Genomic DNA, 19,829 nt, shown 5'->3' on the forward strand with positions numbered 1-19,829 from the left:
GGACTGCCGTGAATACGGAATTCGATGCCACCCGCTCCGCGTCCGGCGCTGTCAGCCTGGTCGATCGCCTGCGCGCGCTGCTGCGTGTGGGGTCGGCGCGCGGCCGCGCCGGCGCATTGAGCCGGCTCGCGATCGACGGCCTGCCCGATACCTGGACGCAACTGGAGGCCGGCGGTCTTTACGCGATCTACGCGGCCGGCGGCACGCCGGGATGCGACGCGCTGGTGTGGGAAAGCGCGCGCCAGGCGCGCACGCGCGACGTCACGATCGTGCTCGCGCGCGATCCGGCGCGCGTCGCCGCGCAAATGGCATCGCTCGGCTTCGCGGGCGGCGCGCAGCCGGCCGGCTGGCCGCGCAACCTGAACGTGCTGGCGATGCCGCCGGCGGCCGAGCCGGCCGACGCCGGTGTGATCGCCGCTGCGCCGCGCGGCGTGGCGCCGGGCCCGTTCGCGCGGCTGACCGGCGGCTTGCGCGCGATGAAGCGCTACGGGCTGCATGCCCGTTCGCTGTATTTCGTCGAAGGTGCGCAGCGCTGGTTCAGTTGGGACGATCCGGTTGCGCTCGCGGATGAAGCGCACGCGCTGGCCGACTGGTGCCGCACGCGCCGGATCGCGCTCGTGCTGCTGCTCGATCCCGAAGCGACCCGGGCGGGCGACGACGCGCGCGCCGACGATGCGCCGCTCGTGCGCGACGCGGATCGTACGCCGCGCAGCGGCTTCCACGGGATCTGCTCGGGCGTCGCGCAGTTGCAGCGCACGCACGGCGAGCTGCTGTGGGTCGTCGATTTCTGGCGCGCGGGCGACACGCTCGCGGCCGGCGAGGTGCGCCCGCTGCGCTTTGCGCCGGGCGGCCGGCTGTCGGCGAGCGTCGATGGCGGCGCGACCGAACCGGCGCGCCGGATGAAGCTCGCGAGCGACGAGGATCGCGTGGTGGTCAGCCGCGCGGTGCTCGACGGCGCGAGCCGCGTGCCGGACGGCTGGGAGATCGTCGACGACAACGCGGCCGTCGTCGCCGCGTGCGCGGACGCGCAGGCCGCGACCGCGGTGCTCGTGTTCCGCTCGCATGCGCAGCTCGAAGCGCTGTGCGCGGACGTGCACGCGCTGCGCCGGCAGTGCGGCGGCGCGCTGAAGATCGCGGTCGTCGAGCGTGGCGAGGTGCTGCGCCACCAGTTCGAGGTGCTCGTGCTGAGCGTCGGCGCGAACCGCGTCGTCGCGCGCGACTTGCCCGTCTCGCGGATGCAGGCCGCCGTGCATGCGCTGCGCGGCCAGCTCTACGCGCGGCCCGTCGCGGCCGACTATCGCGCGGCGCTCGCGGCCGCGCTCGGCGATTCGGTGCTCGGCTATCTGCCGGTCGGCACGTTCTGCCAGCGGATTCGCGCGGTGCTCGACCGCGGCGCGGTGCTCGCGCTGCCGCACACGCTCGCGAAGCTCACGCTGCTGCCGGGCGTGTCGCACGTCGACGCGCTGCGGCACTGCCGGCCGCGCCGCGCGGGCGACGTCGTGACGGCCGATGCAGGGCATCTGTTCGTGTTCCTGTTCGCTTGCGAGCCAGTGGACGCCGACGATGCGCTCGCGCGGATCTTCGACGTGCCGGTCGATACGCTGTCCGATCGCGTCGTGTGCCTCGGCCAGGGCAGCATCGACACCGAGCTCGACGCGCTGAAGGCCGAGAACCGGCGCGCGCCGATCGCCGACTACAGCGACCTGTTCGCGGCGCCGCAACCGGCCGCCGCCGCGCGCGCGGCGCCTGCGCCGGCTGGTCCCGGCACGGCGTTGCCCGACGCGAGCGAGGTGAGCGACGCGATCGAGGCGATCGATACCGTCATCGCGCTCGACGCGATCGGCGTGCCGCAGGCATCCGCGTCCGGCGCCATCGACGCCGTCGACGCGTCGCCGCCGCAACCCGTCATTCCCGCCGCGCGTGCGCGCGGCGCCGTCCGCAGCGCGATGCCGCTGCGCAAGCAGGAGGACGCATGATCGCCGAACTCGTCATCGGCTTCATCGTCGGTGTCGCGATCGCGGTGCCGGTGTGGATCGTCGCGCAGCACCTGGGCATCGGCCGCGGCTTCCACGCGCCGCGCGGCATCGACCGGCGCGACGCGGTGCCGTGCGAACTCGTGCCGGTCGCGCTGCGCGGCCGCCTGCTGCCGGATGTCGGCGGCGAAGAAGCCGACGAACGCCACGAACGCCACGAACGCCACGAACGCCACGAACGCGACAGCAAGGCGGCACGATGAAGACGATCGCCCTCACGTCGACGACGGGCGGCGCGGGCCGCACGACGCTGGCCGCCGCGCTCGCGGTGCTGCTCGCGCGCCGCGGCCGGCCGGTCGTCGCCGTCGAATTCGATGCACAGAACCTGATGGGCGCGACGCTCGGCCTCGATACGCTGGCCGAACACGGTCTCGCGCACGGCCTGCTCGGCGGCGCCGAACCGTGGCACGCGCACACGTGGCGCAACGCCGACGGCGTGCTGTTCGTGCCGTACGGGCAGGTCGATGCGGCCGGCGCCGCCGCGTGCGATGCGCGGCTCGCTGCCGATCCGGCCTGGCTGTCGCGCGCGCTCGACGAGATCGCGCTGCCGGCCGACGGCGTCGTGCTGGTCGACACCGCGCGCTATCCGTCGCCGCAGGCCGAGCAGGCGATTCGCCGCGCGGACCTGACGCTCGTCGTCGTGCCGCCGGAGCCGGTCGCGTGCGCGACGACGGCCGCGCGGCTCGGCGCGCTGCGGGCCGGCCGCGGCGAACTGCAGATCGTCGTGAACCGGCTGAACCCGGCGCGCGACATGCAGCGCGACGCGCTGGCGATGCTGCGCGCGGTCGCGGGGCCGGCGTCGATGCTCGAGCAGCGCATCCACGTCGACGCGGCGGTGCCCGAAGCGCTCGCGCGCGGCAGCTGGATCTTCGACGATGCGCCGTATTCGCAGGCGTCGCACGACCTGAACGGCGTCGCGAACTGGGTCGACACGTGGCTGACGGCGGCCGTCGCCGGCCGCGCGGGAGGCGTGCGATGAAGGCCGCGCTCGCGTCGCGACTGCGCGCGTTCGGCCGTCGCGCGGCCGACTGGTGCGCGCGCGGCATCGGGCTGCCGGCGGAACGCACGCGGGTGGACTGGTTCGTGCGGCTGTTCTTCCACGCACCGCCGCCCGGCCGCCCCGATCATGTGCGCCGCTGGGTGCGCGTCGCGTTCCTGCGGCTCGCGTACGACTGGGGCGTGCTGCAGCCGCTCAGCGTGCGCGAATGGCTGTGGCGCGCGATCGTGCGCGCGCCGCGCGCGGCCGACGGCCGGCCCGCGCGCGATCCGCTCGCGTGGTTCGATACGTTCGTCGTGCCCGTCTATGTGGCCGGCCGTGCGGTCGGCCGACGCCTCAATGCGCTGCTCGAGCGCCTGCCGTGGGGGCGCTGGGGCGGCTGGCTCGATGCGCGCGCGAACGGCGTCGGCCGGCGCCCGTGGCTCGCGCCGCTGCTGCTCGTCGCCGGCGCGGTGCTGTGGGCCGCGGCCGGGATGTCGCCGCTGATGCCCGGCGCGCAGTTCGCGTTCTTCGCGATCGTCGCGGTGCTCGCGCTCGCGCTGCGCCGCCTGCCGGGCCATCTGCCGACCCTCGCGCTCGCGTCGCTCGCGCTGCTGGCCACGCTGCGCTACGTGTGGTGGCGCACGACGCAGACGCTCGACTTCCGCAGCCCGGTCGAGGCCGTCGCCGGCTACCTGCTGTACGGCGCCGAAGCCTATACGTGGATGATCCTGCTGCTCGGCTTCGTGCAGACCGCGTGGCCGCTCGACCGGCCGATCGTGCCGCTGCCCGACGATCCGGACACCTGGCCGACCGTCGACGTCTATATCCCGACCTACAACGAGCCGCTGTCGGTCGTGAAGCCGACCGTGTTCGCCGCGCAGAGCATCGACTGGCCGAGCGCGAAGCTGCGCGTGTACCTGCTCGACGACGGCCGGCGCCCCGAGTTCGCGGCATTCGCGGCCGAGGCCGGCATCGACTACCTGACGCGCGACGACAACCTGCACGCGAAGGCCGGCAACATCAACCGCGCGCTGCCGAAGACGCATGGCGACTACATCGCGATCTTCGACTGCGATCACGTGCCGACGCGCTCGTTCCTGCAGACGACGATGGGCGTGTTCCTGCGCGACCCGAAATGCGCGCTCGTGCAGACGCCGCACCATTTCTTCTCGCCCGATCCGTTCGAGCGCAATCTCGGCACGTTCCGCGAGGTCCCGAACGAGGGCAACCTGTTCTACGGTCTCGTGCAGTCGGGCAACGACCTGTGGAACGCGACGTTCTTCTGCGGATCGTGCGCGGTGCTCAAGCGCAGCGCGCTGGAGGAGGTGGGCGGCGTCGCGGTCGAGACCGTGACCGAGGACGCGCACACCGCGCTCAAGCTGCATCGGCGCGGCTATACGTCGGCGTACCTGCCGACCGTGCAGGCGGCCGGCCTCGCGACCGAAAGCCTCGCCGGCCACGTGAAGCAGCGCACGCGCTGGGCGCGCGGGATGGCGCAGATCTTCCGGATCGACAACCCGTTCCTCGGGCGCGGGCTCGGCTTCATCCAGCGGATCTGCTACGGCAACGCGATGCTGCATTTCTTCTACGGGATTCCGCGGCTGGTATTCCTGACGATCCCGCTCGCGTACCTGTTCTTCCACCTGTACTTCATCAACGCGTCGTCGTTCGCGCTCGCGAGCTACGTGATCCCGTATCTCGTGCTCGCGAACGTCGCGAACTCGCGGATGCAGGGGCGCTACCGTCATTCGTTCTGGGCCGAGGTCTACGAATCGGTGCTCGCGTGGTACATCGCGCTGCCGACCACCGTCGCGTTCTTCAGCCCGAAGCACGGCAAGTTCAACGTGACCGACAAGGGCGGCAAGATCGACGAAGGCTACGTCGACTGGTCGACGTCGAAACCGTATCTCGTGCTGTTCGCGCTGAACGTGCTCGCGATCGTCGCCGGCCTGTGGCGGCTCGTGGCCGACCAGGGCGACGAGGCGTCGACGATCCTGATCACGCTCGGCTGGACCGTCTACAACCTCGCGATGCTCGGCGCGGCGCTGGCCGTCGCGCGCGAGACCAGGCAGGTGCGCGTCACGCATCGGATCGCGATGCGCGTGCCGGCGATGCTGCTGCTCGCCGACGGCTCGACCGCCGCGTGCTTCACGAGCGACTACTCGACCGGCGGCCTCGGGCTCGAAGCGGTGCCGGGGCTGCCGCTCGCCGTCGGCGACACGCTGACGGTGTGCGTGACGCGGGGCGACCGCGCGTTTCCGTTCCCGGTGCGCGTGACCCGTGCGACGCCGACCCATGTCGGCGTGAGCTTCGAGGAACTGACGCTCGAGCAGGAGCGCCAGCTCGTGCAATGCACGTTCGGCCGCGCGGATGCGTGGCTCGACTGGCACGAAAGCGCGCGGCCCGACACGCCGCTCGGCGGGCTCAAGGAAGTGCTGCGGATCGGGCTGGACGGTTATGTACGAATGTGGAAGGGTGCGGCGCGCGGCGTGCAGGCCATGCTCGCGCCGAAACTCGATCGCGCGCGCGACTGACGCGGCGCGCATCATGGAGTGGGTTAGATGACGTTCTGGAATCTGTATTTCATCCTGAAGTTCGCGCTGTTCGCGACCGGGCGCCTGCAGCCGTTCTGGCTCGCGAACCTCGCGTTCGCGGTGGCGCTCGTGGCGAGCGCGCCGATCCGGTCGCGCGCGTGGCGCATCGTCCGGCAGGTCGTGGCGATCGCGATCGCGGTGCCGCTGCTCGCGCGCGAGCTGCATGCGCCGCCGCTCGCCCGTCTCGCGGAGGCCGCGCGCGAGGTCAGCACGTTCCGTCTCGACTACTGGATGGAGCTGTTGCCGCGGCTGCTGCCGCCCGTGCTGGCGCTGACGATCGTCGGCGTGCTGATCGTCTATTTCATCGTCAATCGCTGGCTGCGCGTCGCGACGTTCGTGGTGGCCGTGCTGATCGTGATGCCGCTGTGGCAGGCCGGCAGCGGGCTGATGGCGCGCGTCGCCGCGCCGGCGCAGCCGCAGGCGAACGCGGCGGGCGCCACGCGCGTCGACCAGCCTGAGGATCACAACGCGGCGCTCGCGACGTTCCGCGCGCAGGAGTCGCAGCGGCAGGTCGCGTTCGGCCATCTCGGCAGCGATCCGGCCGCGCAGTTCGACGTGATCGTGCTGCACATCTGCTCGCTATCGTGGGACGACCTCGATGCGGCGAAGGTGCGCAACCATCCGATGCTGAGCCACTTCGACTACCTGTTCACGAACTTCAGCACGGCCGCGAGCTACAGCGGCCCGGCGGCGATCCGCGTGCTGCGCGCGAGCTGCGGGCAGGAAGCGCATGCGGACCTGTACAAGAGCGCGCCGCAGCAGTGCCATCTGTTCTCGCAACTGGCGGGCGCCGGCTACACGGTGCAGTCGCTGCTGAACCACGACGGCCATTTCGACAATTTCCTGCAGGTGATCCACGACAACATCGGCGTGGCCGATGCGCCGATGATCTCGAACGCGGCCGCGCCGGTCGCGATGCATGCGTTCGACGGGTCGGCGATCAAGGACGACTACTCGACGCTCGCGAACTGGTACGCGCAGCGCGCGGCGGTGCCGGGGCCGGTCGCGCTGTACTACAACACGATCAGCCTGCACGACGGCAACCGTGTCGTCGGCAGCGCGCTGACGAGCATCGACTCGTACCCGCAGCGCGCGACGAATATGATGACCGACTTCGACCGTCTCGCCGACCTGATCGCGCAATCGGGCCGCCGTGCGGTGATCGTGTTCGTGCCCGAGCACGGCGCCGCGTTGCGCGGCGACAAGAACCAGGTCGCGGGGCTGCGCGAGATTCCGACGCCGCGCATCGTGCACGGGCCGGTCGGCGTGCGGCTCGTCGGCTTCACGGGCAACCACGGCGCGACGACCGTGATCGACCAGCCGACCAGTTTCCTCGCGCTCGCGCAGTTGCTGTCGAATCTCGTGTCGAACAGCCCGTTCAAGCCGGGCGCGACGCTCGCGCAATACGCGGCCGATTTGCCGCGCACGCGGATGATCGGCGAGAACGAGGGCACGGTGACGATGCAGACGGCCGCGGGTTACGCGGTGAAAACTCCGGACGGCGTATGGATCGACGAACAGTGACGATTTCCGGCGAAGGCGACGACGATCGCCTGTCGCAACCGAACGACGTGATCGGCCTCGCGCGGCATCTGCCCGCGCTCGATCCCGAGCGCTACGTCGACGAACAGGCGCGTCGCGCGTTCGACGCGTCGCTCGATCGCTGGCCGACGCTCGCGAAGCTGATGGGATTGAAGGCCTGAAGGAACAGCGGCCCGGCGGGAGATCCCCGATTTTAATCAGGCGTGGTTGACACGAAACTAGACCGGTCTATATCATTTGGTGAAGTCCATCGGGCATACGTTCCAGGCTGTTTCGGCTATTCCATCGAATAGCCGCGCGAGCAGCGCGTATGTTTATTCGATAAATGGACGATAAAAGTCAAATAATGGAGGGTTTATGCGTTCGGCAAGCGCTATTCTCGTCGGGCTGACGGTATTGCTGGTGTCCGGCTGCGCGGGTATCGCCGGCAGCACCAACATGCTGACCGACGACAAGATCAAGTCCAGTACGGCCGGCACGCTGGGGTACTCGCCCGATGAACTCGTCATCGTCAATCGCCGCACCGAAGGGACGAATACCTACGTCAACCTGAAAGCCAGGGACGGCAAGGAGTTCGCGTGCACGATCAACGGCGGCAATCTGCTGTCTTTCGGCATGACGAACCCGCCGGTTTGCAATCGCAAGGGGCAGCCGCGTCAGGGCGGCCCGTTCTCTTGAACGTAAAGGTCGTACGGTCGGGCTCTGACCGGCGCCGTCGCCAGGGCGGTCCGGCGATCCGCGTCGCAGCTGCCGGTGCCGGTCACCGCAGATTCATTGGGTGTTTGTCTCGTATCGGTTGGGGGCTGCCATGTCGTATCACATTCGGATCGCGTTTCGAACGGCAGGGCTGTGCGCGGCCATGGTCGCCGCGCTGTCGGGGTGCGCAGGGATGTTGAACGCATCGTCCGGCCCGCAGCCGGAACGCGTGGCGGCGCAGAAGGAAGACGGCGCACGCTATACCCAGACGCTGACGTCGTTCATCGCGCTGGTGTCGAGCGCCCAGGCCTCCACGCCCGACAGTCGCGCCAGAATACTCGACGCTTACCAGCGCGTCCTGTATCAATACTCGGTGGCCGCCGTGAGCTGGGTGCGGCTCGTCCATCCGTCGCTGCAGCCGCTGCCGCCGTCGCTGCAGCCGCTTCCCGCGCCGACGGGCACGCCCACGACGGCCGAGGTCGATCGCGGCTATGAACACGCGCTCGAGATGCGGGTGGCGATGTGGGATATCGGCGAGGCGGCGATCTGGGGGAAGACCTCGAAGATGTCGATCCCCCGCTACCGAGGCACCGCGCCTGCCGTGCCGGTGCCGCCGCCGCTGCCGCCATTCCAGGACGCGCGCGATCCCCGGTATGCGAGGCTGGTTGCGCTGACGAAGCAGGCGGACGACGCGCAGCGCGCGTCGATCGAGCAACAGCGGCAGGTAGAGTCCAAAGCGTTGGCCAACGCGCTTGCCATGGCGAGGGCCGTGCCGTACTCGCCGCCGCAAGCGCAGGCGCAGCCTCGGCAGGAACAGCGCTGGTGTACGCAGTCGGGTGGCGGGGTCGTGGGCCTCGTGCCATGCTGAGCGCGCATCGCCGGGCGGCCGTGGCCGCCCGTTGCGCGTGGCGTCATGCCTTGCGTTCCGGCTGCCGCGTCCATTCGTTTTCTTCGCCCGGCACCTTGCCGAACGTCTGATCGGCCCACGCGGCACGCGCCGCATCGATCTTCGCGCGTTCGCTCGACACGAAATTCCATTCGATGAAACGCTCGCCCGGCAGGTGCGCGCCGCCGAGCAGCATCACGCGTGCGCCGTTCGTGCTGGCCAGCGCGACGGTCGCGCCCGGTTCGAGCACGGCCATCGTCGCGGGGGCGAGCGGCGTGCCGTCGATGCCGAGGTCGCCGTCGACGAGATATACGCCGCGTTCGTCGTGCTCCGCATCGAGCGCGAGCTGCCCGCCCGGTGCGAATTCCGCATACGCATAGAGCGTCGGCGAGAACACGGCGACCGGCGACGCGTGCCCGAACGCGGTGCCCGCGATCACGCGCACGGTCACGCCGTCGCGCGTGAACGACGGCAGCGTGTCGGCCGCATGGTGAACGAACGCGGGCGTGGTGTCTTCGTGCTCGACCGGCAGCGCGACCCAGGTCTGGATCCCGTGCACCGGCTGCTCGCGCGGCCGATCCTCGTCGGGCGAGCGCTCCGAATGCACGATGCCGCGGCCGGCCGTCATCCAGTTCACGTCGCCCGGCACGATCTTCTGCCGGAAGCCGAGGCTGTCGTGATGCATCAGCGAGCCGTCGAACAGGTAGGTGACGGTCGCGAGCCCGATGTGCGGATGCGGCAGCACGTCGATGCCGCGGCCGGCCGGCAGCATGGCCGGGCCCATCTCGTCGAAGAAGATGAACGGGCCGACGAGGCGCGCGGCGCGCGCGGGCAGCACGCGGCGCACGACGAGGTTGCCGATGTCGCTTTCGCGCGGCGTGAGCAGGGTCTTGATCGAGGCGGACATGACGGGAATCTCGTGACGGGGGCGGTGGCGGTGACGGGAGGTACTCAGGCGATCGCCGTGTCGATCGCGATCGGGTGCGTGAGGATCTTGTGCACCGGGCACGCGTTCGCGATCTGCAGCAGGCGTTCACGCTGCTCGTCGGTCAGGTTGCCGTCGAGCGTGATGCGGCGCACGATCGTGCTGCCCGCGCTGCCCGATTCGTGCGCGAGCTTCACGTGGACTTCGTCGAGCGGCCAGCCTTTTCGTTGCGCAACCATCTTCAGCGTGATCGCGGTGCACGCGCCGAGGCTCGACAGCAGCAGCGCGACGGGCGTCGGCGCCGTATCGCCGCCGCCGAGCGACGCGGGTTCGTCGGCGCGCCACTGGTGGACGCCGTCGGTGAAGTGGACGAGGTAATCGACCGGGCCGATGCTCGCTTCGACGGTGAGTTCGCTCATTGAAATTCCAGGTGGGGAAAGGGGGCGGGCCTGCCGGCAGGCCGGACGTCAGGGTTCGAGCAGGCGCTGCAGCCGCAGCTCCTCGAAATCCAGTTCGGATTCTATGCGGTGCAGCACCGCGTCGTCGACCCGGCCGTCGCGATGCAGGCCGAGCAGCGCGTCGCGCGACACGCCGACGAGTTCGAGCTCGACGCGCAGCATCCGCGCGCGCACGTCCGCGGGCTCCGCGCCGTCGCGGTGCGCGCGTTCGTTGAACGCGACGCGGCTGCGGTATTCGGTCAGCAGCCGGTCGAGCGATGCGCGTTCGAGGCCGGCGCCGCGCTGCTCGCGCGCGTCGAGCTCGGCAAGCGCCGCGCCGAACGTGTGCGCGCGCACCGCGTGTTCGGACATCGTGCGGCGCGCGGCCGGGCGCAGTTTCAGCACGCGGATCAGCGGCGCGAGCGTGCCGCCCTGCACGACGAGCGTCGCGATGATCAGCAGGAACGTGCTGAACAGGATCAGGTCGCGGCCCGGGAAATTGGCCGGCAGCGCGATCGCGGCCGCGAGGCTCACGACGCCGCGCATGCCCGACCAGCCGAGCACGACGGCTTCGCGCCACGACCACGCCGCGCGGCCGCGCGCCGCGCGCGCAGGCGGCCCGGCAGCCACATCGCGACGAACCCACACGATGCGCGCGCCGATCGCGGCGGCCGTCGCCGGCAGCGCGACCCGCAGGCCGGCCATCAGCACCGCGCCTTCGTGGTTCACGCCCGCGAGGATCGCGTGCAGCGCGAGGCCGATCAGGATGAACACGAGCGCGTCGAGCACGAACACGATCGCCTCCCACGTCGCCTTCGCCTTGATCCGCATGTCGGCGCCGAACACGCGATGCTGGCGCACGCCGAGCACGAGGCCGCAGGTGACGACCGACAGCACGCCGGAGCCGTGGACGGCTTCCGCGATCCCGTAGCTGCCCCATGCCATCGCGAACGTCACGACGATGCCGAGCATCGGCTCGCGCAGGCGTTGCAGCACCCAGCACATCGCATGGCCGCACGCGAGGCCGACCGCGATGCCGATCAGCGTGAGCGAGAAGAACAGGCCGGTCGCGCTCGCCGCCGTGATCGATACGGCGAGCGCGGCCGACACGGCCATCTGGTACAGCAGCAGGCCCGATGCGTCGTTGACGAGGCTTTCGCCTTCCAGCACCGCGACGAGCCGCGCGGGCAGCGGGTGGCGCTGCAGGATCGCCTTCGCGGCGACCGCGTCGGGCGGCGACACGATCGCGCCGAGCGTGAAGCACGCGGCCCACGGCAGCGCGGGATTCGCCGCATGCACGGCGAGCGCGACCGCGACGGTCGTGAACGCCACGGCCCCGAGCGCGAGCGACGCGATCGAGGCGAGCTCCTGCCGGAATTCCTTCCAGGCGGTATAGAACCCGCTCGACATCAGCAGCGGCGGCAGCACGGCCGCGAGCAGCAGCGCCGGGTCCATGTCGGGCACGCGCTTGCCGGCGACGGCGACCACGCAGCCGCCGAGCAGCAGCACGACGGCCGGCGGAATCGAGATTCGCTCGGCGAGCCAGGTGAGGGCGCCCGCGCCGCAGATCAACAGCAACAGGTAATGGAACAGCTCGACGTTGGTCATGCGTGGCCGGCGGCGATGGGGTGGATCAAGAAGGCTTGCGGTCGTTCGCGGCGCCGCCCGGCAGCGCGCCGAACATGTGCTGGCTGCACTTCGCATCGCGCCATGCGGTGTTCAGACGATGGCCGGACAGCATGCGCCGCGCGACGGGCAGGATCTGTTCGCCGGCCAGCATGCCGAGCAGGCCGACGAGCGCGATGACCGGCGGCGCGGGCGAGTTCACGCCGATCGCGCCGTAGATGACGCCGGCGAGGATGCCGGCGAGCAGCGACAGGACATACGGTTTCATGGTGGTGCGCCTCGTGATGGCCGAGCGGCACCGGAACGGCGCCGTCAGAGTCTTGAAAGCGTATCGGGTTTGCGTGAAGAAAAAAAGGGCGGGCGGCCCCGAACGGACATCCATTCGGGAATCGGATCGATTCCATTCCTTGGGTGTTCGCGCCGCGCGTTTGCGGCTTAAATGTGTCGGCCCGGATGATGACGATCCGGCGCCGACGCATTCCGGGCGCCTCCCGTTTTCACGGTCGAGGCGGGCCCCTTTTTCCGTTCACAGGACCCATCCGCCATGAGCAACCCGAAACTTGAGGTACTGACGCCGCAGAACAGCCAGCTGATCTTCATCGATCAGCAGCCACAGATGGCGTTCGGCGTGCAGTCGATCGATCGCCAGACGCTGAAGAACAACGTCGTCGGGCTCGCGAAGGCCGCGAAGGTCTTCGACATCCCGACCACGATCACGACGGTCGAAAGCGAGAGCTTCTCGGGCCCCACCTATCCCGAACTGCTCGACGTGTTCCCGAACCAGAAGACGCTCGAACGCACGTCGATGAACTCGTGGGACGACCAGAAGGTGCGCGACGCGCTCGCCGCGAACGGCCGCAAGAAGGTCGTCGTGTCGGGCCTGTGGACCGAAGTCTGCAACACGACGTTCGCGTTGTGCGCGATGCTCGAAGGCGACTACGAGATCTACATGGTCGCCGACGCATCGGGCGGCACGTCGCAGGCCGCGCACGACTTCGCGATGCAGCGCATGGTGCAGGCCGGCGTCGTGCCGGTCACATGGCAGCAGGTTCTGCTCGAATGGCAGCGCGACTGGGCGCGCCGTGACACCTACGATGCCGTGGTTGCGATCGCCAAGGAGCATTCCGGCGCATACGGGATGGGCATCGACTACGCGTACACGATGGTCCACAAGGCGCAGCAGCGTACCGCGACGCCGCACGAGTCGATTCCGGCCGTGCCGGCGAAGTAACGGGCCGCCGGCCGCGATCGCCGCGATCGCCGCGACGGTTACTGCGGCGATCGCGTGCCGTCGGCCGTCACGCGTTCAGGCGGCGGGCAGCGCCCACGGCGCGCGCGAGAAATGTTCGGCGAGGAAATCGAGCAGCACCGTCACGCGCGCGGCGCGCAGCATGCCGGGCGGCGTGACGAGGTTCACGTTGATGTCGGCGATCTTCCAGTCGCTCATCACTTCCTCGAGCGCGCCGCGCTGCAGTTCGTCCCACACCAGGAACTCGGGCTGCAGCGCGAGGCCGTGACCGCCGACGAGCGCGGGGAGGATCACGTCCGCATTGTTCGTGCGAATGCGACCATGCACGTTCACCCCGACATCCTCGCCGGATGCCGAATGGCGGAAGCGCCAGTGCTCGGGCGTCGGCAGGTTCGTATACGTGAGGCACACGTGCTGTTCGATGTCGCGCGGATGCGTGGGGCGGCCGCGCCGGTCGAGATACGCGGGCGACGCGACGAGCGGCCGGCGCACCGCGCAGAGGCGACGCGAGCGCAGCGTCGAATCGCTCAACTCGGCGATGCGGATCGCGACGTCGAAGCCGCCCGATACGATGTCGACGATGTGATCGGTGAGCACGAGATCGATGTCGACGCGCGGATAGCGCTCGAGAAACGCGGGCAGCACCGGCGACAGATGGTGCAGCCCGAACGACATCGGCGCGTTCACGCGCACGAGGCCGTGCGGTTCGAGCGCTTGCGCGGTGGCCTCGTTCTCGATCAGTTCCGCGTCGGCGAGCAGGCGGATCGCGCGGTCGCGCAGCAGTTCGCCGGTCGGCGTGAGCGACAGCTTGCGCGACGTGCGGTACAGCAGCATCGCGCCGAGGCGCTTTTCGAGGCGCGCGATCGCTTTCGACACGGTCGGTTGCGAGACGCCGAGCAGCTCGGCGGCTTTCGCGAACGAACCGGTCTCCGCGACGCGCGCGAAGATGGCCCAGGCCTCGAGATCAGGAAGGTGTTGCATGGTCGGAACGGATGGCAGGGAAGCGAAACGGATGCGAGGGGAGCGTAGCATGCGGCCGATGCGATGCGGATCATTCTAATCCGGCCGGGAGAAATCGTTATGGAATCTTATCTAGTTTCATTGGGCGCCGGCGTGCTGATCGGCGTCGTGTACAGCGTGATCAAGGTACGCTCGCCTGCGCCGCCGCTGATCGCGTTGGTGGGCCTCGCCGGCATGCTGGTCGGCGTGCAGGCCATCGCGCCGGTTCGTCACTGGCTCGGCTTCTGACCGCATCGAGGAGATGTCAATGAGCGCAACCGATACTCGACCCGATCTGATCCTGCACAACGGGCACATCACGACGCTCGACCGCGCGAACCCGGTCGCGACCGCCGTCGCGATCAAGGACGGCCGCTTCGTCGCCGTCGGCAGCGAAGCGGACGTGATGCCGCTCGCGGGCCGCGCGACGAAGGTGGTCGATCTCGGCGGCCGCGGCGTGCTGCCGGGTCTGATCGACAACCACTGCCACGTGATTCGTGGCGGACTGAACTACAACATGGAACTGCGTTGGGACGGCGTGCCGTCGCTTGCGCTCGCGATGGAGATGCTCAAGCAGCAGGTCGCGATCACGCCCGCGCCGCAGTGGGTGCGCGTGGTCGGCGGCTTCACAGAACATCAGTTCGTGGAGAAGCGACTGCCGACGATCGACGAACTCAATGCGGTCGCGCCGGACACGCCGGTGTTCATCCTGCACCTGTACGATCGCGCGTTGCTGAACGCGGCCGCGCTGCGTGTCGTCGGCTACACGAAGGACACGCCGGAGCCGCCGGGCGGCACGATCCTGCGCGATGCCGCCGGCAACCCGACCGGCCTGCTGCTCGCGAACCCGAACGCGACGATCCTCTACGCGACGCTCGCGAAGGGGCCGAAGCTGCCGTTCGAGTATCAATACAACTCGACGCGCCATTTCATGCGAGAGCTGAACCGGCTCGGCGTGACGGGCGTGATCGACGCGGGCGGCGGTTCGCAGAATTACCCCGACGATTACGAAGTGATCCGCAAGCTGCACGACGCGGGCGAGATGACGATCCGGATCGCGTACAACCTGTTCACGCAGAAGCCGAACGCGGAGAAGGAAGACTTCGTGAACTGGACGAAGAGCGTCAAGTATCACGACGGCACCGACTACTTCCGCAACAACGGCGCCGGCGAGATGCTGGCGTTTTCCGCGGCCGACTTCGAAGACTTCCGCGTCGCGCGTCCGGACCTGCCCGCGCAGATGGAGGACGATCTCGAAGGCGTCGTGCGCGTGCTCGCGGAAAACCGCTGGCCGTGGCGCATGCACGCGACCTATGACGAAACGATCAGCCGCGCGCTCGACGTGTTCGAGAAGGTCAACGAGGACATTCCGCTCGAAGGGCTGAACTGGTTCTTCGATCACGCGGAAACGATCACCGAGCAATCGATGGACCGGATCGCCGCGCTCGGCGGCGGGATCGCGGTGCAGCACCGGATGGCGTACCAGGGCGAATACTTCGTCGAGCGCTACGGCGCGCAAGCCGCGGAGGCGACGCCGCCGGTCGCGAAGATGCTCGCGAAGGGGCTCAAGGTGTCGGCCGGCACGGACGCGACGCGCGTCGCGTCGTACAACCCGTGGGTATCGCTTTCGTGGCTCGTGACGGGCAAGACGGTCGGCGGCATGCGCATGTATCCGCAGCGCAACCTGCTCGATCGCGAAACCGCGCTGCGGATGTGGACCGAGTATGTGACGTGGTTCTCGAACGAGGAAGGCAAGAAAGGCCGGATCGCGGTGGGTCAGCTTGCCGACCTGGTGGTCCCCGATCGCGATTTCTTCGGGTGCGCGGAAGACGATATCGCCGCCACGACCGCGTTGCTGACGGTGGTCGACGGGAAGATCGTGTGGGGCGCGGGGCCGTTCGCATCGCACGACGCGCCGATTCCGCCGGCGATGCCGGACTGGTCGCCGGTGCGCGAGTTCGGCGGCTATGGCGGCTGGGGCGCGACGCAACGCAACGGCGCGCCGCTGCAACGCGCGGCAGCGGCCGCCGCGATGTGCGGCTGCGCGAACGAATGCAACCTTCACCAGCATGCGCACGCGAGCGCATGGGCGAGCACGTTACCGACGTCGGATGCGAAGGGCTTCTGGGGCGCGTTCGGGTGTTCGTGCTGGGCGATCTGACATGACGACGCGCACCGTCTACCGCACCCCCGCGTGGATCCGCGCGCTGCTCGCGCAACCATGGGTCCTGCCGCTCGCGCGCGTCGCGCTGGTGTCCGCCTATCTGCTCGGCGGCGTCGCGAAGGCGCTCGACTTCCCCGCCGCGGTCGCGGAGCAGGCGCATTTCGGCCTGCAGCCGGCCGCACTGTGGGCGGCGCTCGCGATCGCGGTCGAGATCGCGGGCTCGCTGTGCGTGGTGTTTCGCCGTTTCACGTGGCTGGGCGCCGGCAGCCTCGGCATGCTGACGCTCGTCGCGATGGTCGTGGCGAACGATTTCTGGAACCGTTCGGGTGCCGAACACTTCATGGCGCTCAACAGCTTTTTCGAGCATCTCGGGCTGATCGCGGCACTCGTGCTCGCGACCGTGCTCGACGATGCGCGGCAATCGGCCGATGATGGCCGTTCCATTCGATGACGATGCAACAACCAGGAAACCCTGTGATGAAATCCGTTCGTTCCGTGCTGCTCGCCGCGACGCTCGCGGGCGGCCTGGCCGTCGCCCCCGTGACGTTCGCGAAACCGCCGGCGCCGCCCGCGGTCGTGCCGACGGTGGCGGTCGGTCCGCAGTACGACACGACGCACGTGTGCGTCGCACCCGAAGACTTCGATCGCTTCACCGACAGCTTCGTCGCGACGTTCGGCGGCAAGAAGTCGAAGCAGGGCGTGTTCCAGGTCACGCCGACGCCGAGCCAGACGATGTCGCAACTCGTGCTGACGCCGGTCGGCACGATTTCGGTGTTCGGCTTCAAGACGCCGATCCCGTATCCGTTCTGCGCGGAGCGTACCGGCTATCTCGTGACCGACATGGACGTCGCCGTGAAGTCCGCACGCGAGCACGGCGCCGACGTGATCGTCGACACGTTCCCCGATCCGATCGGTCGCGACACGATCGTCACGTGGGCGGGCGGCGTGAACATGCAGCTGTACTGGCACACGCAGGCGCCGAATTACGACGCGCTGCAGACCGTCCCCGAAAATCGCGTGTACGTGTCGCCGCAAAGCGTCCGCAAATTCGTGCACGACTTCGTCAAGTTCTCGAAAGGCAAGGTGGTGTCCGACAACCTGAAGGCGCCGGGCATCGAGATCGGCCGGCCGGACGATACGTACCGCCGGATTCGCATCGAATCGGGCTTCGGCAAGATGACCGTGCTGGTGACCGACGGCCATCTGCCTTACCCGTTCGGGCGCGAAATGACCGGCTACGAAGTCGCCGATCTCGCGGCGACGCTGAAGCAGGCCGAAGGCGCGGGCGTGACGGTGCTGGTGCCGCCGTTCAAGTCGGACGGCCGCGACGCGGCGCTCGTGCAGTTCCCGGGCGGCTACGTCGCCGAAATCCACGCGAGCGTAGCGCGATGAAGCACGAGGACACGATTCTCGCCGCGGTGGCCGGCTTCGTCGACACGCTGAGCTTCGTCGCGCTGTTCGGGCTGTTCACCGCGCACGTGACCGGCAACTTCGTGCTGATCGGCGCGGGCCTCGCGGGCTTCGGGCAGGGCGTCATACTCAAGCTCAGCGTGTTTCCGGCGTTCGTATGCGGCGTGATCGCGAGCAGCCTGATCGCGCGGTCGATGGCCGCGCGGCCCGCGTGGCAGGGCACGCGCGTGCTGCACACGGTGCAGGCCGTGCTGCTGTTCGGCTTCTGCGCGGCCGGCGTGTGGGCGACGCCCGTCACGCAGCCCGACAGCGTGGCGGCGCTCGTGGCCGGCATCGTCGGCACGTTCGCGATGGGCGTGCAGAACGCGCATCCGCGCGTGATCGCGCGCACGGGCGGCGTGCCGAACACGGTGATGACCGGCAACGTCACGCAGGCGATTCTCGATGCCGTCGACATGCTGTCGCCCGGCACGGCGGACAGCGTGCGCGCCACCGCTCGCGCACGCTTCGCGAAGATGCTGCCGGCGATCGTCGCGTTCGCGCTCGGCGCGGCGGGCGGTGCGCTCGGGTTCCGCTACGTCGGGTTCCTGGCGCTGCTGGTGCCCGTCGGCGCGCTCGCGACGCTTGCGCTGTGCGCCGCGCAAGCGGCCGGTACCCCGACGCAGGAGCGTGCATGAACGAGCGGCGCAGGCGACGCCACGGCCGCCGCTTCGAGCGGGCCGCGCGCGCGTCGATCGTCGCGGGCCTGCTGTGCGCGGGCGCCAACGCGGCGTTCGCGGAAACGGCGGCTGCGTCGACCTCGACTTCGACGCAAGAACCGGCGCCGGCCTCGACGTCCGCGGCGACCACCGCATCGACGTGCACCGCCAAACGCCCGACCGTCCTGTTCAATCGTTGGCAGGAAGACTGGTCGGTGCTCGCGAGTCCCTGCGTGCCGCAGGAGCCGCTCGACGGGCTCAAATACATCCCGCTCGGCCACGATCCGCAGTCCTATCTGTCGCTCGGCGTGAACCTGCGCGAGCGGCTCGAGACCAACGACGCGCCGCTGTTCGGCATCGGCGCCGCGCAATCGGATACGTACGTGATCCAGCGCGTCGAAGTGCACGCCGATGCGCATCTCGGCCCGCATTGGCAGTTCTTCGCGCAATTGCAGGACGCACGCGCGTTCGGCAAGAACACGGTGTCGCCGGTCGACAAGAACCCGCTCGATCTCGAACAGGCGTTCGCGACCTACACGGGCGCGCTCGGCGGTGGCACGGTCAAGTTCCGCGTCGGTCGGCAGGAGATGGCGTTCGATTTGCAGCGCTTCATCGCCGCGCGCGACGGCCCGAACGTGCGGCTGGCGTTCGATGCGGTGTGGGCCGATTACGAATACGGCAAGTGGCGCTTCATCGGCTATGCGACGCAGCCGGTGCAGAACCGCGACGCGTCCGATTTCGACGACGTGTCGAATCGCGACCTCACGTTCAGCGGCGTGCGCTTCGAGCGACAGTCGGTCGGGCCGGGCGACCTGTCCGGCTACTGGTCGCGCTACAACCGCAGCAGCGCACGTTTCCTCGATGCGAGCGGCCCCGAGCATCGCGACGTATGGGACGTCCGCTACACGGGCACGCATGGGCGCTTCGACTGGGATCTCGAGACGATGCTTCAGACCGGCACGGTCGGCAACGCCACGATCGGCGCGTGGGCCGTCGGTTCGATCGCCGGCTACAGGCTCGACGCGCCGTGGTCGCCACGCATCGCGCTGCAGGTCGACGCGGCGTCGGGCGACCGGCATCCGCACGACGGCCGCGTCGGCACCTTCAATCCGCTGTTTCCGAACGGCTATTACTTCACGCTGGCCGGCTATACGAGCTACGCGAACCTGATTCACGTGAAGCCGTCCGTGACGCTGAAACCGTCGGCGAACCTGTCGCTGCTCGGCGCGCTGGGCTTCCAGTGGCGCGAGACGACCGGCGACGCCGTCTATCAGCAGCCGAACATCCCGGTGCCGGGCACGGCGGGCAAGGGCGGGTTGTGGACGGGGATGTACGTGCAGTTGCGCGCGGACTGGACGATCGCCGCGAACCTGATCGGCGCGGTGGAGGCCGTGCACTTCCAGGTCGGCGATGCGATCCGGCAGGCGGGCGGGCACAACGCCGATTACGTCGGCGTCGAGCTGAAGTACGGCTGGTGACGGCGGCGCGCGGCCACCCGCACGCGGCATGAAAAAGGGCAGCCCCGTGAACTGCGGGGCTGCCCTTCGTTCGTCCGGGCCGGTAGCATGGGCCGGCCCGTTCGCGGTGACGG

General features: G+C 69.4%; 20 protein-coding genes. 15 read left to right on the top strand and 5 right to left on the bottom strand.

Features of this window, described 5'->3' with window-relative positions; all coding sequences use genetic code 11:
* Window positions 1-8 precede the first annotated feature (8 nt).
* The 8 genes from bcsE to JYG37_RS08880 all read left to right on the top strand — a co-directional run bounded on the left by bcsE (window position 9) and on the right by JYG37_RS08880 (window position 8,712).
* Window positions 9-1,976 (top strand): cellulose biosynthesis protein BcsE, encoded by a 1,968-nt coding sequence (gene bcsE / locus JYG37_RS08845; RefSeq protein WP_050018045.1) that lies wholly within the window; start codon window positions 9-11, stop codon window positions 1,974-1,976.
* Window positions 1,973-2,236, top strand: coding sequence for a hypothetical protein (locus tag JYG37_RS08850; RefSeq protein WP_249746037.1), 264 nt, complete (start codon window positions 1,973-1,975; stop codon window positions 2,234-2,236). Before bcsE ends, JYG37_RS08850 begins: the two co-directional genes overlap by 4 nt.
* Window positions 2,233-3,012, top strand: coding sequence for a cellulose biosynthesis protein BcsQ (bcsQ, locus tag JYG37_RS08855; protein ID WP_089488345.1), 780 nt, complete (start codon window positions 2,233-2,235; stop codon window positions 3,010-3,012). Before JYG37_RS08850 ends, bcsQ begins: the two co-directional genes overlap by 4 nt.
* A complete protein-coding gene (gene bcsA, locus JYG37_RS08860) occupies window positions 3,009-5,546 on the top strand; it encodes a UDP-forming cellulose synthase catalytic subunit (protein WP_050018048.1) in 2,538 nt (845 codons plus the stop codon). The genes bcsQ and bcsA overlap by 4 nt, the downstream gene beginning before the upstream one ends.
* Before the next feature lie 27 nt (window positions 5,547-5,573).
* Complete coding sequence (bcsG, locus tag JYG37_RS08865) at window positions 5,574-7,130, top strand: cellulose biosynthesis protein BcsG (protein WP_213346027.1); 1,557 nt, start codon at window positions 5,574-5,576, stop codon at window positions 7,128-7,130.
* Window positions 7,112-7,309, top strand: a complete 198-nt coding sequence (locus JYG37_RS08870; protein ID WP_050018050.1) for a hypothetical protein — start codon at window positions 7,112-7,114, stop codon at window positions 7,307-7,309. The genes bcsG and JYG37_RS08870 overlap by 19 nt, the downstream gene beginning before the upstream one ends.
* Window positions 7,310-7,505: 196 nt before the next feature.
* Window positions 7,506-7,826 carry a hypothetical protein gene (locus JYG37_RS08875; RefSeq protein ID WP_050018051.1) on the top strand — a complete coding sequence of 107 codons (321 nt, stop codon included), beginning with the start codon at window positions 7,506-7,508 and terminating at the stop codon, window positions 7,824-7,826.
* 211 nt (window positions 7,827-8,037) lie between these two features.
* The gene (locus tag JYG37_RS08880) at window positions 8,038-8,712 is read left to right on the top strand and encodes a hypothetical protein (RefSeq protein ID WP_235356323.1); all 675 of its coding nucleotides are present in this window, start codon (window positions 8,038-8,040) and stop codon (window positions 8,710-8,712) included.
* Between the two features lie 43 nt (window positions 8,713-8,755).
* On the opposite strand, the gene JYG37_RS08885 is transcribed toward JYG37_RS08880, so the two are convergent.
* Genes JYG37_RS08885 through JYG37_RS08900 form a run of 4 tightly spaced genes read right to left on the bottom strand, consistent with a single transcriptional unit; the run spans window position 8,756 to window position 11,986 of the window.
* Window positions 8,756-9,637 (bottom strand): pirin family protein, encoded by an 882-nt coding sequence (locus JYG37_RS08885; RefSeq protein ID WP_124631955.1) that lies wholly within the window; start codon window positions 9,635-9,637, stop codon window positions 8,756-8,758.
* Window positions 9,638-9,681: 44 nt separating this feature from the next.
* Window positions 9,682-10,074 (bottom strand): OsmC family protein, encoded by a 393-nt coding sequence (locus JYG37_RS08890; protein WP_124595145.1) that lies wholly within the window; start codon window positions 10,072-10,074, stop codon window positions 9,682-9,684.
* Window positions 10,075-10,122: 48 nt separating this feature from the next.
* The gene (locus tag JYG37_RS08895) at window positions 10,123-11,700 is read right to left on the bottom strand and encodes a cation:proton antiporter (protein ID WP_213346028.1); all 1,578 of its coding nucleotides are present in this window, start codon (window positions 11,698-11,700) and stop codon (window positions 10,123-10,125) included.
* A 25-nt stretch (window positions 11,701-11,725) separates the two neighbouring features.
* Complete coding sequence (locus tag JYG37_RS08900; RefSeq protein ID WP_050018056.1) at window positions 11,726-11,986, bottom strand: XapX domain-containing protein; 261 nt, start codon at window positions 11,984-11,986, stop codon at window positions 11,726-11,728.
* Window positions 11,987-12,262: 276 nt separating this feature from the next.
* Between JYG37_RS08900 and JYG37_RS08905 the strand changes: the two genes are divergently transcribed.
* Entirely contained in the window at window positions 12,263-12,949 is a 687-nt protein-coding gene (locus JYG37_RS08905; protein ID WP_089488348.1) for a hydrolase, read from the top strand.
* Window positions 12,950-13,024: 75 nt separating this feature from the next.
* Here JYG37_RS08905 and JYG37_RS08910 read toward each other — a convergent pair whose 3' ends face one another.
* Window positions 13,025-13,948 carry a LysR family transcriptional regulator gene (locus JYG37_RS08910; RefSeq protein ID WP_050018058.1) on the bottom strand — a complete coding sequence of 308 codons (924 nt, stop codon included), beginning with the start codon at window positions 13,946-13,948 and terminating at the stop codon, window positions 13,025-13,027.
* Window positions 13,949-14,047: 99 nt separating this feature from the next.
* Between JYG37_RS08910 and JYG37_RS08915 the strand changes: the two genes are divergently transcribed.
* From JYG37_RS08915 to JYG37_RS08940, 6 genes are read left to right on the top strand one after another with little or no spacing between them, the layout of a single operon-like run.
* Window positions 14,048-14,215: a DUF1427 family protein gene (locus JYG37_RS08915; RefSeq protein ID WP_050018059.1), complete on the top strand. Its 168-nt coding sequence runs from the start codon at window positions 14,048-14,050 to the stop codon at window positions 14,213-14,215.
* Between the two features lie 19 nt (window positions 14,216-14,234).
* Entirely contained in the window at window positions 14,235-16,127 is a 1,893-nt protein-coding gene (locus JYG37_RS08920; protein ID WP_213346029.1) for an amidohydrolase, read from the top strand.
* Between the two features lies 1 nt (window position 16,128).
* Window positions 16,129-16,581 (top strand): DoxX family protein, encoded by a 453-nt coding sequence (locus tag JYG37_RS08925; RefSeq protein WP_124631695.1) that lies wholly within the window; start codon window positions 16,129-16,131, stop codon window positions 16,579-16,581.
* 26 nt (window positions 16,582-16,607) lie between these two features.
* Entirely contained in the window at window positions 16,608-17,522 is a 915-nt protein-coding gene (locus JYG37_RS08930) for a glyoxalase (protein ID WP_213346030.1), read from the top strand.
* A complete protein-coding gene (locus JYG37_RS08935; protein WP_213346031.1) occupies window positions 17,519-18,217 on the top strand; it encodes a YoaK family protein in 699 nt (232 codons plus the stop codon). Before JYG37_RS08930 ends, JYG37_RS08935 begins: the two co-directional genes overlap by 4 nt.
* On the top strand, window positions 18,214-19,716 hold the full coding sequence (locus JYG37_RS08940) for an alginate export family protein (RefSeq protein ID WP_213346032.1): 1,503 nt from the start codon (window positions 18,214-18,216) through the stop codon (window positions 19,714-19,716). The genes JYG37_RS08935 and JYG37_RS08940 overlap by 4 nt, the downstream gene beginning before the upstream one ends.
* Window positions 19,717-19,829 lie beyond the last annotated feature (113 nt).

The organism is Burkholderia sp. LAS2 (genome assembly GCF_018417615.1).
Taxonomy (GTDB): Bacteria; Pseudomonadota; Gammaproteobacteria; order Burkholderiales; family Burkholderiaceae; genus Burkholderia; species Burkholderia sola.